This window comes from Streptomyces sp. CB01881 (assembly GCF_002953255.1).
Classification (GTDB): Bacteria; Actinomycetota; Actinomycetes; order Streptomycetales; family Streptomycetaceae; genus Kitasatospora.
The window spans coordinates 5,836,719-5,851,695 of record NZ_CP026498.1; the positions used below are offsets into that span (position 1 = coordinate 5,836,719).

Below are 14,977 nucleotides of genomic sequence, written 5' to 3' on the forward strand. Positions count from 1 at the left end.
CTCACCACTGGAGGGCGGGCTCAGTGCGCGCTGCCCGCCTTCCACGCGGCCCAGCCGAGGTTCCAGCCGTTGAGGCCGTTGGACGGCTCGACGGTCTTGTCCCCGGAGTTCACTACCTCGACCACGTCGCCGATCATCGAGCTCCGGTAGAACTTGTAGCCGTCCGCGCCCTGGTCCTGGCCGCCCTGGGCGTCCTTCAGGCCGACGCAGCCGTGGCTGGTGTTCTGGCCGCCGAAGATCGACGCCGGGGACCAGTAGTTGCCGTGGATGAAGGTGCCGGAGGTGGTCAGCCGCTGGGCGTGCGGCACGTCGGCGATGTCGTACTCACTGCCGAGGTTGACGGTCTGGGAGTTCATCCGGGTCTGCTGGAACTGCTCGGAGATGACCATCCTGCCGCCCCAGGTGCGGTGCTCGGGGGCGCCACCGGAGATCTTGTACACCGCGCTGACCTGGCCGTCGGTGGTGACGGTGAGCGTCTTGGCGGCGAGGTCCGCGACGCTGGTCTGCGCGCGGCCGACGGTGAAGCGGACGTCCTTGGACTGGGTCCCGTAGACGCCCTTCGCCCCCTGCACGTCCTTGAGCCGGAGCTTGACGGTGACCTTGGTGCCCTTGGCCCAGTATTCCTGCGGCCGGAAGTCGAGGCGGGTGCTGGAGAACCAGTGCCCGACGATCTCGACGCCCGGCTCGGCTATGACGGTGATCGCCTGCTGGACGGCCTTGCGGTCGGTGACCGGCTTGCTGAAGTTGATCGAGACCGGCATGCCGACGCCGACGGTGGAGCCGTCCTCGGGCGTGAAGTAGCCGACGAAGGTGTTGGCGGGCGTCGCCGTGGTGAAGGTGGCGTTGGCGTCCGCCTCCAGCTTGTCCTTGTCGGTGGCCGAGGCGGTGACGGTGTACTTGGTGCCGCTGGCCGGTGCGGCGGCGGAGGTCCAGCTGGTGCCGTCCGCGGAGAGCTCGCCGGCCAGGGCCTTGCCGGTGGCGTCGGTGACCTTGACCGTACCGAGGGTGCCGCCGGCGACGGCGACCCTCACCGGGTCGCTGAAGCTGGCCGCGGTGGCGCCGTCGGCGGGGGTGACCGTGATGACGGCGACCGAGGTCTTCGGCGAGCTGCTCGCAGCGGTGCTCGCCCCGCCGGTCCCGGCTCCCGCGTCGTTGCCCGCTCCCGCGCCGTTGCCCGGAGAGGCCCCGCCCCCGGCGTTGCCGCCCTCGCCGCCCTTGGTGTCGTTGCAGGCCGCCAGCAGCAGGACCGGCGCACCGATCAGGCCGGCCAGCACGCCGCGCCGCGTCCAGCTGCCTCCGCCTGCCCGCCCCTGACCGTCCCGTGCCGTCACGTCGCGTTCTCCCTGCTGATCATCCCGGGCATTACGGATACAGAAACGCAAACTGCCCTTCCACGGTTCCACCATCAACGGAGATCGATCGTATGAGATGGCCCAACTTCCCACCAAATATGGACAAAACGCCCGGCCTGCGGGGAGCAGACCGGGCGGTCACCAACCGTGACGGAGCTGGGAGAGGCGGGGCGACTACTCGGCGGGCTCTTCCACCGTGTACTCGTCCCAGCCCTCGCCCTCGGGGTCGAACTCGGTCTGCGCGGACTCCCAGGTCGCCGAGGCGAGCTCCACGCCCGGGACGTCGCCGAGCAGGGCGACCGGGTCGATGAAGTGGGCGAGCGAACCCGACGGGTCCACGTCGATCGCCTCGACGGACTGGGCGCGCTCCTCGTCGTCGAGGTACTCGTCGTCGGCCACCTGCTTCAGGGCGGCCGCCTTGAGGGCGCCCTCGTCGGTGATCTCGGCGATGAGCTCGATGCTGAGCCGGACGTAGCGCGGGGCGTCCTGGCCGGTCGTTTCAGTGCTGGTCATGCGTGCGAGCGTACGGGAAACGGGCACCGGAGCCGGACACCGGAAGGGCCGGTCCCCCCGGGGAGGGACCGGCCCGCCGTCTCCGCCGGGGCTCCCCCACCCGGGAGCCGCGGAGACGCGCCAAGCGGCGCGCTGGTTGTCGCAGGAGCCGCCGCACCCTGGTGACCGGCCGGAACCGGGCAGGGGCGGGACGACGGCGCCTCCTGTGACGGGCCCCTCCCGCCCGATGCCGGGCGGGGAGGGCGGACACAGCCGCCGGCTCTGGGCCGGCCGACGTGTCCGGAGATGACCGCGCCCGCCGGGGAGCCGCTCCCGGACGGTTGCCGTCGCCTCACTCGGCGTCTTGCCGTTGACCACCACGATGCCCGAGCGTTGTTAAGCGCGTGCTGCGAGCAGGTGACGCCGGTGTACCACTTCGCCCGTGAACGAACCCCGGCCGCCCGCTGCGGGCCGAGCGGGCCGAGCGGGCCGAGCGGGCCGAGCGGGCGTCAGTGTCCCGCACGGCCCGGCCGGCTGAGCTGGCGTCAGTGCGCGGCGCGGCCGGCCAGGAAGCCCAGCAGGTCCTGGCGGGTGACGATGCCCTGCGGCTTGCCCTCCACCAGCACCACCGCGGCGTCGGCCTTCTCCAGCACGCTCATCAGGTTGGTGACCGTCTCACCCGAGCCGACCACCGGCAGCGGCTTGGACATCACCTTGTCCAGCGTGTCGGTCAGCTGGATCTCGTTGGCGAAGACGCCCTCCAGCAGCAGCTTCTCCGCCACCGACCCGATCACCTCGCCGGCCATGATGTCGGGGTGCCCGGCGCCCGGGGAGACCACCGGCATCTGCGAGACGCCGTACTCGCGCAGCACCCGGACCGCCTCGGCGACGGTCTCGTTCGGGTGCATGTGGACGAACTGCGGGATGCCCTCGTGCTCGATGGCGTCCTTGCGGGCCAGCACCTCGCCGATGTGCGCCTCGTCGGTGGCCGAGGGCAGGAAGCCGTAGTCGGCCATCCAGTCGTCGTTGAAGATCTTGGACAGGTAGCCGCGGCCGCCGTCCGGCAGCAGCACGACCACGATGTCGTCCGGGCCGAGCCGCTTGGCGACCTCCAGCGCGGCCACCACGGCCATCCCGCAGGAGCCGCCGACCAGCAGGCCCTCCTCCTTGGCGAGGCGGCGGGTCATCTGGAACGAGTCCTTGTCGGAGACGGCCACGATCTCGTCCGCGACGTTGCGGTCGTAGGCGGTCGGCCAGAAGTCCTCGCCGACGCCCTCGACCAGGTACGGCCGGCCGGTGCCGCCCGAGTAGACCGAGCCCTCCGGGTCGGCGCCGACCACCTGGACCTTGCCGCCGGAGACCTCCTTCAGGTAGTTGCCGGTGCCGGAGATGGTGCCGCCGGTGCCGACGCCCGCCACGAAGTGGGTGATCTTCCCCTCGGTCTGCTCCCACAGCTCCGGGCCGGTGGAGTGGTAGTGCGAGGCCGGGTTTTCCGGGTTCGAGTACTGGTCCGGCTTCCAGGCGTTGGGCGTCTCACGGACCAGGCGGTCGGAGACGTTGTAGTACGAGTCCGGGTGCTCCGGGGCGACGGCGGTCGGGCAGACGACCACCTCGGCGCCGTAGGCACGCAGCGTGTTGATCTTGTCGGTGGACACCTTGTCCGGACAGACGAAGATGCACTTGTAGCCCTTCTGCTGGGCCACGATCGCCAGGCCGACCCCGGTGTTGCCGGAGGTCGGCTCGACGATGGTGCCGCCGGGCTTCAGCGCGCCCGAGGCCTCGGCGGCCTCGATCATGCGCATCGCGATCCGGTCCTTCACCGAGCCGCCGGGGTTGAAGTACTCGACCTTCGCCAGCACTGTCGCGCTGATGCCCTCGGTGACCTTGTTCAACTTGACCAGCGGCGTGTTGCCGACGAGGTCGATGATCGAGTTGCTGTACCGCACGGGGGTCCTCCCGGGATGTGGGCATGCGAGTGCTTTCGGTACTGCAAAGCCTAGGGCGTGCCACCGGCCCCAGCCCGCCCTTGCGCCGCACCCGCCCCGCCGCCCCCGCCGCACCCGGCCGGCCCCGCGCCGCCGCCACGGATGGCCCACCCCCGTCGTAGCACGCCGCCAACGCGGGTAGGAGGGGTGTACAGGTGCACTGGAGAGGCCCCGCCGGGGGCGGCACGAGGACGTGAAGGGGGCACCGGATGCCAGGGGCGCAGGAGTCGCGGGCCCGGGTGGCCCGCCGGATCGCGGCCGCCGCGGCGTACGGCGGCGGGGGGCTCGGCCTGCTGGGGGTGGGCCTGGTGGGCGTGCTGGTGACCGAGAGCAGGCTCGCCGTCCAGGCCATCGGCATCCTGGAGGGCGACCCTCCCAAGGCCGACGGCGTCTACGGCGAGGCCTTCGCCGACGGCGCCGACCCGCAGCCGCCCCTCGTCCTGGCCTTCCTCGGCGACTCCACCGCCGCCGGCCTCGGCGTGCTGCGGGCCCGCGAGACCCCGGGGGCGCTGCTCGCGGCGGGCCTGGCCTCGGTGGCCGAGCGGCCGGTCGAGCTGGTGAACGTGGCCCGCTCGGGCGGGCGCTCCGGCGACCTCTCCGGCCAGCTGGAGCTGGCCCTGCCGCACCACCCCGACATCGCCGTGATCATGATCGGCGCCAACGACGTCACCCGGCACAGCCCGGCGCAGGTCGCGGTGCGCCAGCTCGGCGAGGCGGTCGCGGCGCTGCGCGCCAACGGCTGCGAGGTGGTGGTCGGCACCTGCCCGGACCTCGGCACGATCAAGCCGGTGCGCCCGCCGCTGCGCTGGGTGGCCCGTCGGCTGAGCCGGCAGCTGGCGGCCGCGCAGACCATCGCCGTGGTGGAGGCGGGCGGCCGGACGGTGTCGCTGGGCTCGCTGCTCGGGCCGGAGTTCGCGGCACGCCCGGAGATGTTCGCCGCCGACCGCTACCACCCCTCCGCCCAGGGCTACGCGACGGCGGCGATGGCGGTACTGCCCTCGCTCTGCGCCGTGCTCGGCCTCTGGCCCGAGGAGGAGCGCCCGGCCGGCCCGGTGCCCGGCGAGGCGGTGCTGCCGGTGGCGGTCGCCGCGGCGGCCGCGGCCGGCCGGGCCGGCACCGAGGTGGCGGCGGTCGGCGCCGAGGGCGCGGCCCGGCGCTGGGCGATGCTGCGGCACCGGCTGCGGGTCGGCCTGCCGGGCACCCCGACGGCGGTTCCGGCGGCGGAACCGCAGGCAGGGCCGGTGGCGGAGGACGGGAATACGTCGGCCAGCTCACACGCTGGGGCGGGTGACGCCTGAACTACCAGGCGGTAACTTTCCTCCCGGACGTCCGCGTCCGACCGGCCCCCGCGGCCGGGCGGCCGCCGGGGCGCCCCAGCCCGAAGGACAGTCCGAAGGTCACTCAGCGAGGAGCCCGCCATGCCCGAAGCCGTTATCGTCAGCGCCGCCCGTTCGCCGATCGGCCGGGCCTTCAAGGGCTCGCTCAAGGACGTCCGCCCGGACGACCTGACCGCGCACATCATCGGCGCCGCGCTGGCCAAGGTGCCCCAGCTCGACCCGCGCGAGATCGACGACCTGATGCTGGGCTGCGGCCTGCCCGGCGGGGAGCAGGGCCACAACCTGGCCCGCATCGTGGCCGTCCAGATGGGCATGGACTACCTGCCCGGCGCCACCATCACCCGCTACTGCTCCTCCTCGCTGCAGACCACGCGGATGGCGCTGCACGCGATCAAGGCCGGCGAGGGCGACGTCTTCATCTCGGCCGGCGTGGAGACCGTCTCGCGCAGCGTCAACGGCACGTCCGACGGCATGCCGGGCACCATGAACCCGCTCTTCGACGAGGCCCAGGCCCGCACCGCCAAGCGCGCCGAGGAGGGCGGCGGCGAGTGGCACGACCCGCGCGAGGACGGCCTGGTGCCGGACGCCTACATCGCGATGGGCCAGACCGCGGAGAACCTCGCCGCGCTCAAGGGCATCACCCGCGCCGAGCAGGACGAGTTCGGCGTCCGCTCGCAGAACCTCGCCGAGGCGGCCATCAAGGCCGGCTTCTGGGAGCGCGAGATCACCCCGGTCACGCTGCCGGACGGCACCGTGGTCAGCACCGACGACGGCCCGCGCGCGGGCGTCACCCTGGAGGGCGTCTCCGGCCTGAAGCCGGTGTTCCGCCCGGACGGCACCGTGACCGCCGGTAACTGCTGCCCGCTGAACGACGGCGCCGCCGCGCTGGTCATCATGTCCGACACCAAGGCCCGCGAGCTGGGCATCACCCCGCTCGCCCGGGTGGTCTCCACCGGCGTCAGCGGCCTCTCCCCCGAGATCATGGGCTACGGCCCGGTCGAGGCCTCGAAGCAGGCGCTCAAGCGCGCCGGGCTCTCCATCGGCGACATCGACCTGGTCGAGATCAACGAGGCGTTCGCGGCGCAGGTCATCCCCTCCTACCGCGACCTGGGCATCGACCTGGACCGCCTGAACGTCAACGGCGGCGCGATCGCGGTGGGCCACCCCTTCGGCATGACCGGTGCCCGGATCACCACCACCCTGATCAACTCGCTGCAGTGGCACGACAAGCAGTTCGGCCTGGAGACCATGTGCGTCGGCGGCGGCCAGGGCATGGCGATGGTCATCGAGCGCCTCAGCTGACCTCCGCGTCACCGGTGCGTCAACCCCGAAGGGTCCAGACCACCCATTTGGAGTGACGCTGCGTAATTGAGGGCCGGATCACACCGCGAGGTCGATCCGGCCCTCTTTTCTTCCGAATCCCGACCGGAAATCGACAGTGCGGAGCGGATCAACTCCGCAGCGTAGAGCGGTGTTACCTAACAATTTGGGGACAAGAGCGAAAGTCTCGGACAAATTAGACATTCGCCACTGCGATAACACCCCCGCATGCGGCAGTGTGGAGATGTAACCCCGTTCCGCTCCTCCCTAGGAGTACGTTCCGTGAGCGCCGTCTACACCATCCTGCTGCTGATCCTGATCACCGTGTCGACCGCCGCCCTGCTCCGCCTCCGGGGACTCTCCCGCCGGCTGGACGCGCAGGCCGCGGCCTCCGCAGGGCCCGCACCGGTCGACGAGGCCGCGATACGCCGGGCCGTCGCCGAGGCACTCGCCGCCGACCGCGAGCGGGAGATCACCGAGGCCCGGGCCTTCTGGGCCGAGCAGGAGGCCCGCGCGGCCGAGGACGCGCCACTGTTCGACTCCCCGTTCGCGAGCGTGCTCGGCACCACCGACGAGTGGCCGCTCTTCTTCCCCCGGCCGACCGGCCCGCAGGACGCCGCCGACAACGCGGGCACCATGGACCCGGAGTTCGGCGAGGCGCTGCGCTCCGCGCTGGAGGACCTGATCAACGAGGGCGGCACCGGCCCCGCCGAGGCCGGCCCCGAGGGCGGCGCCCCGCTGCGCCCCGGCCACCCGGCCGGTGCGTCCGCCCCGGCCGGCGAGTCCGGCGGCGACGCCCGGGCCCGACGCGAGGCCGACCTGCTGGCCACCGGCCTGGAGGCCGGGCTGCTGGACGCCGAGCCGGCCGTCGAGGACGCCCCCGCGGCCGCCCCCGACCCGCGCCGCCACCCCTCGCACCCCGACTTCGTACCCAGCCAGGCGCCGTCCCGCGAGTGGACCGACACCCGCCTGACCACCCTCGCCGAGGAGGGCGTGGCCCTGGTGGACGTCCGCCCCGGCCCGCTCGGCACCCTGGACGTGTACGCCTTCGCCGACGGCACCACGCTCTGCGTCGCCCCCGGTGACCGCGAGGCCGCCTACCGGCTGATCGACGCCGTCCGGGCCGGCGCGGACGTCCGGCTGCTCGGCGGCTCGCGGTTCTCCGGCTCGTACTCGCTGACCTTCTCCACCGACGAGGACGCCGTCTACGTGCTCGCCGACCGGGTGGTCGCCAGCATCTGACGCCGGGCACGACGACACGGGGCGGACGCCGCGCCAGGAGGCCGGCCGGATCATGGGGTTACCGATCCGGCCGGCCTCCGGCGTTCCAGCCGCTCGTCGCTCTCCTCGCCCGGCGTTGCGGCCGTTCGTCGTTGCGGCCGTTCGTCGCTCTGCCGCCCGCCGTGCCGGTCGCCCGCGGTTCCGGGGTCCGCCCGACCGGGGCTCAGCCGCAGAGCGCGGCCGTCGCGTTCACCCCGGCCAGCGCCCCGGCGAGCACCGCCGCGGCCGGCGCGGGACCGCCCAGCGCCTCCGGGAGTGCCACCTCCGCGTCGTCCGGCAGTGCCGCCAGCGCGGCCGCCAGGTCGTGCCCGGCCACCGACAGCTGGTCACCGACCGCGAAGGCCCCGGCGTCCGGGAACTCCCGCACCGGCCCGCCCTCGGCGGCCTGCGCCACCGCGGCCAGCCGGGAGGCCAGGGCCAGCGCGGCCGCCGCCCGTGAGGGGTGGCCAGGCACGGCGCCCAGCAGGCGGCTCTGCGGCATGGAGCGGAAACGATCCGCCAGGGAGTCGACGGCCTCGACCAGGGGCTGTGCTTCGGACATGCAGTGAGCCTAACCAAGAGCCGCCGGGCCCCGGGGCGTGTGGCCCCGGGACCCGGCGGTGCTTCAGCAGTGCTTCAACGGCACGGGATCAGTCGTCGCCGCGCAGGATCGCGATCAGCCGCAGCATCTCGATGTAGATCCAGACCAGCGAGAGGGTGAGCCCGAAGGCGGCCCGCCAGGCCTCCTTCTGCGGGGCGCCCTGCGCGATGGCCTCCTCGACGGCGGCGAAGTCCAGCGAGAGGAAGAACGCGCCGAGGCCGATGCCGACCAGGCCGACCACGATGCCCAGCGGGCCCGCGCGCAGCCCCATGTCCGCGCCGAACATCGACGCGACCATGTTGATCATCAGCAGCAGCACGAAGCCCATGGCGATCGAGATGCCGATCCGGGTGTAGCGCGGGGTGACCCGGATCCGGCCGCTCTTGTAGCCGATCAGCATCGCCGCGAAGACCGCCGCCGTCCCCAGCACCGCCTGGATCGCGATGCCCTCCCAGATGGTGTCGAAGACGTGTGTCACCGCACCGAGGGCGAAGCCCTCCAGGCCCGCGTAGAGCAGGATCAGCGGCGGGCTGACGCTCCGCTTGAAGGAGATCACCATGCCGACGACGAAGGCCACCAGGCCTGCGCCCACGGCGACGCCGTAGTTCTCGGCCGGCAGCGCGAACCAGGCCAGCGCGCCGGCGGCGACCAGGGTGAGCAGCGTCATCGCGGTGCGCGCGACCACGTCGTCGAGCGTCATCCGCCCCGTCGCCAGCGGACCGGCGGACGGCGCCCGGTACATCTCCACCAGCTGCTCGTCCGTCAGCTGCTGCTGACCCGGGGCCTGCTGTGCGTACGGGTTGTTGTCGTACGGGTTGGTGCCGTACGGGTTGCTCTGACCGTAGGGGTTGCCGCCGGACGGGCTCCCGGCCTGCGTGGTGCCGAAACCCGCGTAGCCGGACTCGCGGGTGAACGACCCCTCCCGCGAGAAGACCGGGTTGCTGCTTCTCATTGCTCATTCCCTCCGTGGCGGTACTGCACCGCCCGAACCACAAGGGTAATGGCTTGGCAAAAAAATGGGGATACGCCGCGAGGAGGATCCGGTGAACGGCAACCGGCGGGGACGCCGGATCGGCGCCCCCGCCGGTGAGAGCGGTGCCCGGAGCCGGACTCGAACCGGCACGGCCTCTCGGCCAAGCAGTTTTAAGCTGCCCGTGTCTGCGTTCCACCATCCGGGCGTCCCGTGGACCGGCCCGGCGGTGACGGGGAGTGCTGTTCCGACTCCGTCCCGGGCCATGCCTGAGCCTAGTCGCCCGCAACGCCCTTTCGCATGTTCCCAGCCAGGGAAGTTGTCATGTTTCCTTGCCATCTGACGAATAGTTCGTGATTTGGCCATGCGAGGCGCGCTATCCGGCCACGGAGCCCCAATCAGGGTCGGCGTCATACCGGAGGATGAGGGCTTTACCTGGGCGTACGCCCAGCGGTGGTCAGGCCAACCGTCCGGCGGAGCGACGAATAACCATGATCACGTGGCCGAGCATTGAGGTACGGCCGGAAGCCCCCGGGGCCCGGCCGTCCGACGACCTCCCGCCGGCCCCGGCACCGTCCGCAGCCCGCGCCCCGCCCGCAGCCCGCGAACCCAAGGAGCACCCCCGTGACCACGTCGACCGCAACCGCCGTCCGCACCGGCCCGGCGGCCGCCCGCGCCACCGGCCTGAACAAGGTCTACGGGGAGGGGGAGACCCGCGTCGTCGCCCTCGACAACGTCAGCGTGACCTTCCCCCAGGGCGAGTTCACCGCCATCATGGGCCCCTCCGGCTCCGGCAAGTCCACCCTCATGCACTGCATGGCCGGCCTGGACACCGTCTCCTCCGGCTCCTCCACCATCGGCGACACCGAACTCGTCGGCCTCAAGGACAAGCAGCTCACCCAGCTGCGCCGCGACCACATCGGCTTCATCTTCCAGGCCTTCAACCTGCTCCCCACCCTGACCGCCCTGGAGAACATCACCCTCCCGATGGACATCGCCGGCCGCAAGGCCGACAAGGCCTGGCTGGACCGCGTGGTCGAGACCGTCGGCCTCTCCGGCCGCCTCTCCCACCGCCCCAGCCAGCTCTCCGGCGGCCAGCAGCAGCGCGTCGCCTGCGCCCGCGCCCTCGCCGGAAAGCCCGACATCATCTTCGCCGACGAACCGACCGGAAACCTCGACTCCCGCTCCGGCGCCGAAATCCTCTCCTTCCTGCGCAACTCCGTACGCGAACTCGGCCAGACCGTCGTCATGGTCACCCACGACCCGGTCGCCGCCGCCTACGCCGACCGCGTCGTCTTCCTCGCCGACGGCCGCATCGTCGACGAACTCACCGGCCCCACCGCCGACACCGTCCTGGACCGCATGCGCCGCTTCGACGCCAAGGGCCGCACCAGCTGACGCCCCACCGGCAGCCGCCCCGCCCCTCCACAGCCCCAGGACACCCCATGTATCGCACCGCACTGCGCAACGTGCTGGCCCACAAGGGCCGACTGCTGATGACGGCTCTGGCCGTCATGCTGGGCACCGCCTTCGTGGCCGGCACCATGGTCTTCTCCGACACCTTCGGCAAGGCCATGCGGGACAGCAACTCCAAGAGCTACTCCGACGTGTCGGTCCAGATCGTCGACCGGGCCGCCGGCTCCGGCGCCTCCGCCCGCGAGAAGAGCGAGAAGAGCCCGGCCACCCTGACCGACGCCACCGTCCAGCAGCTCGCCGCCCTCCCCGGCGCCGCCCAGGCCCGCGGCCTGGTCAGCGGCTTCACCGGCGTGGCCGACAAGAGCGGCAACCTGATCGGCCAGGCCTGGTCCGCCAAGGGCGCCAACTTCGCCCCCGGCCCGGACGGCAAGGACACCCGCTACCCGATGGCCGAGGGCCAGGGCCCGAAGAACGCCAAGGAGATCGCGCTCGACCGCAGGACCGCCGAGAAGGGCGGCTACAAGGTCGGCGACACCGTCCGCGTCGGCTCCAACGGCCCGGTCACCGAGGCCAGGCTCACCGGCGTCTTCACCACCGACGACCCGGTGGTGAACACCGGCGGCACGCTCACCCTGTTCGACCGCGCCACCGCCCAGCAGTTGCTGCTGGAGCCCGGCCGCTACAGCGGCATCGTGCTCACCGCCAAGCCCGGCACCACCGAGGACGCGCTGCTCGCCGAGGCGAAGCAGAAGCTCCCGGCCGGTCAGCAGATGGACGTCGAGACCGGTCAGGAACTCAAGGACGACCAGCAGAAGATGATCTCCCAGGGCACCGAGAGCATGCGCACCATGCTCCTCGCCTTCGCCGGGATCTCACTCTTCGTCGGCATCTTCATCATCGCCAACACCTTCACCATGCTGGTCGCCCAGCGCACCAAGGAGCTCGCGCTGCTGCGGGCGATCGGGGCCAGCCGCAAGCAGGTCACCCGGTCGGTGCTGATCGAGGCCCTGGCGATCGGCACCGTCTCCGCCCTGGCCGGTCTGGTCTCCGGTGTCGGGATCGGCGCCGGGCTGCAGTCCCTGGTCCACTCGATGGACGACGGCATGCCGACCGCCTCGCTGGTGATCAAGCCGCTGACCGTGACGGTCACCCTGGTGGTCGGCGTCCTGGTGACGGTCCTCTCCGCCCTGCTGCCCGCCGTGCGCGCCTCCCGGATCGCCCCGGTGGCCGCGATGAGCAGCGGCGACCAGCCGAGCAGCCAGAAGAGCCTGGTCGTCCGCAACAGCATCGGCTCGGTGCTGACGGCCGGCGGCGGCGCGCTGATCGCCTACGGCGCCTCCACCGGCGACAGCGGCGGCCGGATGCCGGTCGCGATCGGCGCCCTGCTGGCCCTGGTCGGCGTCTTCATCCTGCTGCCGCTGCTCTCCCGCCCGGTGATCGCCCTGGCCGGCCCGGTGCTCGGCAAGCTGGCCGGCACCCCCGGCAAGCTCGCCCGGCAGAACGCGGTGCGCAACCCGCGCCGCACCGCGTCCACCGCCGCGGCCCTCACCATCGGCCTGACCCTGGTCAGCGGCCTGACGGTGATCGGCGCCTCGGTCGGTAGTGCGGTCGACAAGGCCGTCACCAGCGCGATGAAGGCCGACTACCTGGTCTCGGCAGCCAACAACATGAGCCTGTCCGAGAAGCTCCCCGCCGAGATCGCCAAGGCTCCCGGGGTGGCCGCCTCGTCACCGCTGACCACCGTCTACTGGGAGCTGAACGGCTCCATCAATGCGATCACCGGCCTGAACGCGGACACCTTCGACAAGCTCGTCTCGGTCAAGCTGACCAGCGGTTCCACCGCCTCGGTCGGCAAGGGCCAGCTGCTGGTGGACGAGGACGTCGCCAAGAAGTGGCACGTGACCACCGGCTCGACGGTGAAGGTCACCTACCCGGACGAGACCGAGGGGCAGCTCACCGTCGGCGGCGTCTACGAGAAGGGCGGCATGCTCGGCCCGTTCATGCTGGCCAACAGCGAGATCGTCAAGCACGAGCCGCAGCCCTACCTCAACAACGTCCTGGTCAAGGGCGCCAACGGCGAGACCGGTGCGCTGAAGCAGGCGCTCAAGGACGCCACCGGCGCCAACCCGGTCATCGAGGTCAAGTCCAAGCAGGACGTCCGGCACGACTTCAGCCAGACCATCAGCTTCGCGCTGAACATGATGTACGGCCTGCTGGCGATGTCCGTGATCGTCGCGATCCTCGGTGTCGTCAACACGCTGGCCATGTCGGTCTTCGAGCGCAAGCGCGAGATCGGGATGCTGCGGGCGATCGGCCTGGACCGCGGCGGCATCAAGCGGATGGTCCGTCTGGAGTCCGTGGTGATCTCGGTCTTCGGCGCCGGCATCGGCCTGCTGCTCGGCTGCTTCATGGCCTGGGCGATCAACGGCACGCTGAAGTCCACCATGGCGGGCCTGACCACCGTCCTGCCCTACGGCCAGCTGCTGCTCTTCCTCGGCCTGGCGGGCGTGGTCGGTCTGGTGGCGGCGATCTGGCCGGCCCGCCGGGCGTCCAAGCTGGACATCCTGGAGAGCATCAAGACCGACTGACGGACCGGCGGACGGTCAGGCCGCCCGACCGACTCGCCCCCACCGGCCCCGGGCACCACGCCCGGGGCCGGTGTTCCGTTCCACCGCCCGCGGCCACCGGGACGGCCGCCCCGGACCGGGCTTGGCGACGCGAGCGGCGACGGACGGCGCGGACGCGGACGCGGTCACGGGCACGGGCACGGCAACGCGAAGGCCCCCGCCGGAGGCAGGGGCCTTCGCGTACTTCTGTACTCCGCCCGGTCGCACGGCCGGCTGAGCACCACGGAGGTCGTGGTCCGGCGACGTTGCCGGGCGGAGGGCCTCCGACTCATACCCCGGTGCTCCCACACCGGGGGCGCAGTCGCTTACTTGCTGGCGAGCTCCTTGTCGGCGGCCGGCTTGGCGGCCTCGACCGGCTTCGGCGCGGGCGCCGCAGCCTCCTGGAACGCCTCGAACGGCTTCTCCATCTGGGCCAGACCCACGGTCTCGCGCTTCAGGAACATCGCCAGCGTCCAGTCGGTGAAGACGCGGACCTTGCGGTTCACGGTCGGGACCATGGCGCCGTGGTAGCCACGGTGGAACCACCAGGCGAGGCGGCCCTTGAGCTTGACCTTGCCGAAGAGGATCGCGACACCCTTGTGCAGGCCCAGACCGGCGACCGCACCGAGGTTCTTGTGCTTGTACTCCTTCTGCGGGAAGCCCCGCATGCCGGAGATCACGTTGTCGCCGAGGACGACGGCCTGACGGCAGGCGTGCTGCGCGTTCGGCGGGCACCAGGCGCCCTCGCCGGAGGCGAGGTCGGGCACCTGGGCGTTGTCGCCGGCGGACCAGACGTAGTCGAAGCCCTGGACCTGGAGGGTCGCGGCGGTGTCGACGTGGCCGCGGGGGCCGAGCGGCAGGCCGAAGTTGGCCAGCACCGGGTTCGGCTTCACGCCCGCCGTCCACACGATGGTGGAGGCGTCGACCTCGACGCCGTTCTTCAGCACCACGTGCTGGTCGACGCAGGAGTCCATCGAGGTCTCGATGAAGACCTCGATGTTGCGCTCTTCGAGCTTCTCCTTGGTCCACAGACCGAGGTCCGGGCCCACCTCGGGGAGGATGCGGTTGGCCGCCTCCACCATGATGAAGCGCATGTCGTCGCGGCTGACGGTCTTGTAGATCTTGGCGGCGTCGCGCGCCATGTCCTCGATCTCGGCGATCGTCTCGACACCGGCGAAGCCACCGCCGATGACGACGAAGGTCAGCGCCTTGCGGCGGATCGCCTCGTCCGTGGTGGACTCGGCCTTGTCCAGCTGCGCCATGACGTGGTTGCGGAGGCTGATGGCCTCCTCCACGGTCTTCATGCCGATGCCGTGCTCCGCCAGACCCGGGATCGGGAAGGTACGGGAGACCGAGCCGGTCGCGACGACCAGGTACTCGAAGGGCAGCTCGTACGAGTCGCCGGCCGCGGGCTGGATCGTGGCGACCTTGCGGGCGTGGTCCACGCCGGTGACCGCACCGGTGAGCACCTCCGCCTTCTTCAGGGCGCTGCGCAGCGGGGCGACGAGGTTTCGGGGCGCGACGTTGCCGCCGGCCGCCTCGGGAAGGAAGGGCAGGTACGTCATGTACGACCGCGGGTCGACGACCGTGACGGTCGCTTCGCCGTAACGCATCTTCTTGAGGATGCGCATCGCGGCA

Annotated in this window: 11 protein-coding genes and 1 tRNA gene; 5 read left to right on the plus strand and 7 right to left on the minus strand. The window is 71.8% G+C overall.

The window, feature by feature from the left end; translation table 11 throughout:
* Positions 1–20: 20 nt before the first annotated feature.
* The 3 genes from C2142_RS15235 to C2142_RS15245 form a co-directional block, all read right to left on the minus strand.
* Positions 21–1,331, minus strand: coding sequence for an Ig-like domain-containing protein (locus C2142_RS15235; protein ID WP_241002594.1), 1,311 nt, complete (start codon positions 1,329–1,331; stop codon positions 21–23).
* Between the two features lie 195 nt (positions 1,332–1,526).
* Positions 1,527–1,865, minus strand: a complete 339-nt coding sequence (locus C2142_RS15240; RefSeq protein ID WP_148643148.1) for a hypothetical protein — start codon at positions 1,863–1,865, stop codon at positions 1,527–1,529.
* Positions 1,866–2,389: 524 nt separating this feature from the next.
* Positions 2,390–3,790, minus strand: a complete 1,401-nt coding sequence (locus C2142_RS15245; protein WP_148643149.1) for a cystathionine beta-synthase — start codon at positions 3,788–3,790, stop codon at positions 2,390–2,392.
* 248 nt (positions 3,791–4,038) lie between these two features.
* Here C2142_RS15245 and C2142_RS15250 point away from each other — a divergent pair, with 248 nt between their 5' ends.
* The 3 genes from C2142_RS15250 to C2142_RS15260 all read left to right on the plus strand — a co-directional run bounded on the left by C2142_RS15250 (position 4,039) and on the right by C2142_RS15260 (position 7,728).
* Positions 4,039–5,127: an SGNH/GDSL hydrolase family protein gene (locus tag C2142_RS15250; RefSeq protein ID WP_148643150.1), complete on the plus strand. Its 1,089-nt coding sequence runs from the start codon at positions 4,039–4,041 to the stop codon at positions 5,125–5,127.
* Positions 5,128–5,247: 120 nt separating this feature from the next.
* Entirely contained in the window at positions 5,248–6,468 is a 1,221-nt protein-coding gene (locus C2142_RS15255) for an acetyl-CoA C-acetyltransferase (protein ID WP_148643151.1), read from the plus strand.
* 300 nt (positions 6,469–6,768) lie between these two features.
* Positions 6,769–7,728 (plus strand): hypothetical protein, encoded by a 960-nt coding sequence (locus tag C2142_RS15260; protein WP_148643152.1) that lies wholly within the window; start codon positions 6,769–6,771, stop codon positions 7,726–7,728.
* Positions 7,729–7,930: 202 nt separating this feature from the next.
* On the opposite strand, the gene C2142_RS15265 is transcribed toward C2142_RS15260, so the two are convergent.
* From C2142_RS15265 to C2142_RS15275, 3 genes are all read right to left on the minus strand, one after another.
* Positions 7,931–8,308 carry a hypothetical protein gene (locus C2142_RS15265; protein ID WP_148643153.1) on the minus strand — a complete coding sequence of 126 codons (378 nt, stop codon included), beginning with the start codon at positions 8,306–8,308 and terminating at the stop codon, positions 7,931–7,933.
* An 88-nt stretch (positions 8,309–8,396) separates the two neighbouring features.
* Complete coding sequence (locus tag C2142_RS15270) at positions 8,397–9,299, minus strand: Bax inhibitor-1/YccA family protein (protein ID WP_148643154.1); 903 nt, start codon at positions 9,297–9,299, stop codon at positions 8,397–8,399.
* A gap of 144 nt (positions 9,300–9,443) precedes the next feature.
* A tRNA-Leu gene (locus C2142_RS15275) sits at positions 9,444–9,525 on the minus strand.
* Between the two features lie 416 nt (positions 9,526–9,941).
* Here C2142_RS15275 and C2142_RS15280 point away from each other — a divergent pair.
* Positions 9,942–10,715 carry an ABC transporter ATP-binding protein gene (locus tag C2142_RS15280; RefSeq protein WP_148643155.1) on the plus strand — a complete coding sequence of 258 codons (774 nt, stop codon included), beginning with the start codon at positions 9,942–9,944 and terminating at the stop codon, positions 10,713–10,715.
* Between the two features lie 47 nt (positions 10,716–10,762).
* Complete coding sequence (locus tag C2142_RS15285) at positions 10,763–13,321, plus strand: ABC transporter permease (protein ID WP_148643156.1); 2,559 nt, start codon at positions 10,763–10,765, stop codon at positions 13,319–13,321.
* A 344-nt stretch (positions 13,322–13,665) separates the two neighbouring features.
* Here the strand turns inward: C2142_RS15285 and C2142_RS15290 are convergent.
* Positions 13,666–14,977: FAD-dependent oxidoreductase (locus tag C2142_RS15290; protein WP_241002595.1), on the minus strand; the 1,312-nt coding region annotated here is incomplete at its 5' end.